The 643-nt window shown below is 50.9% G+C and carries 2 tRNA genes and 1 rRNA gene; all 3 read right to left on the reverse strand.

Going from position 1 to position 643, the window contains the following annotated elements:
- Positions 1–280 precede the first annotated feature (280 nt).
- Positions 281–356, reverse strand: a tRNA-Ala gene (locus HWX25_RS32745).
- A 39-nt stretch (positions 357–395) separates the two neighbouring features.
- Positions 396–472, reverse strand: a tRNA-Ile gene (locus HWX25_RS32750).
- Between the two features lie 63 nt (positions 473–535).
- A 16S ribosomal RNA gene (locus tag HWX25_RS32755) occupies positions 536–643 on the reverse strand; the annotation flags it as partial.

Below are 643 nucleotides of genomic sequence, written 5' to 3' on the forward strand. Positions count from 1 at the left end.
ATAACGAGTCTGTCTCATCGACAGTCGCTACAGGTTGAGTTCTCGCGTTGTGCCGTATTCCAATTGAGTCAAACATAGAGTTCGAATCATCTTGAGATACATCGATACAATCACAACCCGGATAGTTTCCACGTCCATCTCAAGACGCTTCCACTATCCAAATTACTTACTTCTTCCAGATTGTTAAAGAACGACAGCCGATACGTACTCCGTACCGCTCTGACTGGCTCAATCGCCAATGACAAACACTCGAGCATCTCGAACGCTTGTCATTGAAGATTGGTGGAGGCAGACGGGATCGAACCGACGACCCCCTGCTTGCAAAGCAGGTGCTCTCCCAGCTGAGCTATGCCCCCATGAGTACAGATTTGCCTCAGGTACCTACCGCCAGACAATGGTGGGTCTGGTTGGATTCGAACCAACGACCCCCGCCTTATCAAGACGGTGCTCTAACCGACTGAGCTACAGACCCCTGAGTCTGTCTTTAAATTTACAGCCGATAAGCGTGAGCGCTCAATTTTGCGAGAAGCTCTGGAAAGGAGGTGATCCAGCCGCACCTTCCGATACGGCTACCTTGTTACGACTTCACCCCAGTCATGAATCCTACCGTGGTGACCGTCCTCCTTGCGGTTAGACTAGCCAC

The organism is Burkholderia sp. BCC1640 (genome assembly GCF_902833125.1).
Lineage (GTDB): Bacteria > Pseudomonadota > Gammaproteobacteria > Burkholderiales > Burkholderiaceae > Burkholderia > Burkholderia diffusa.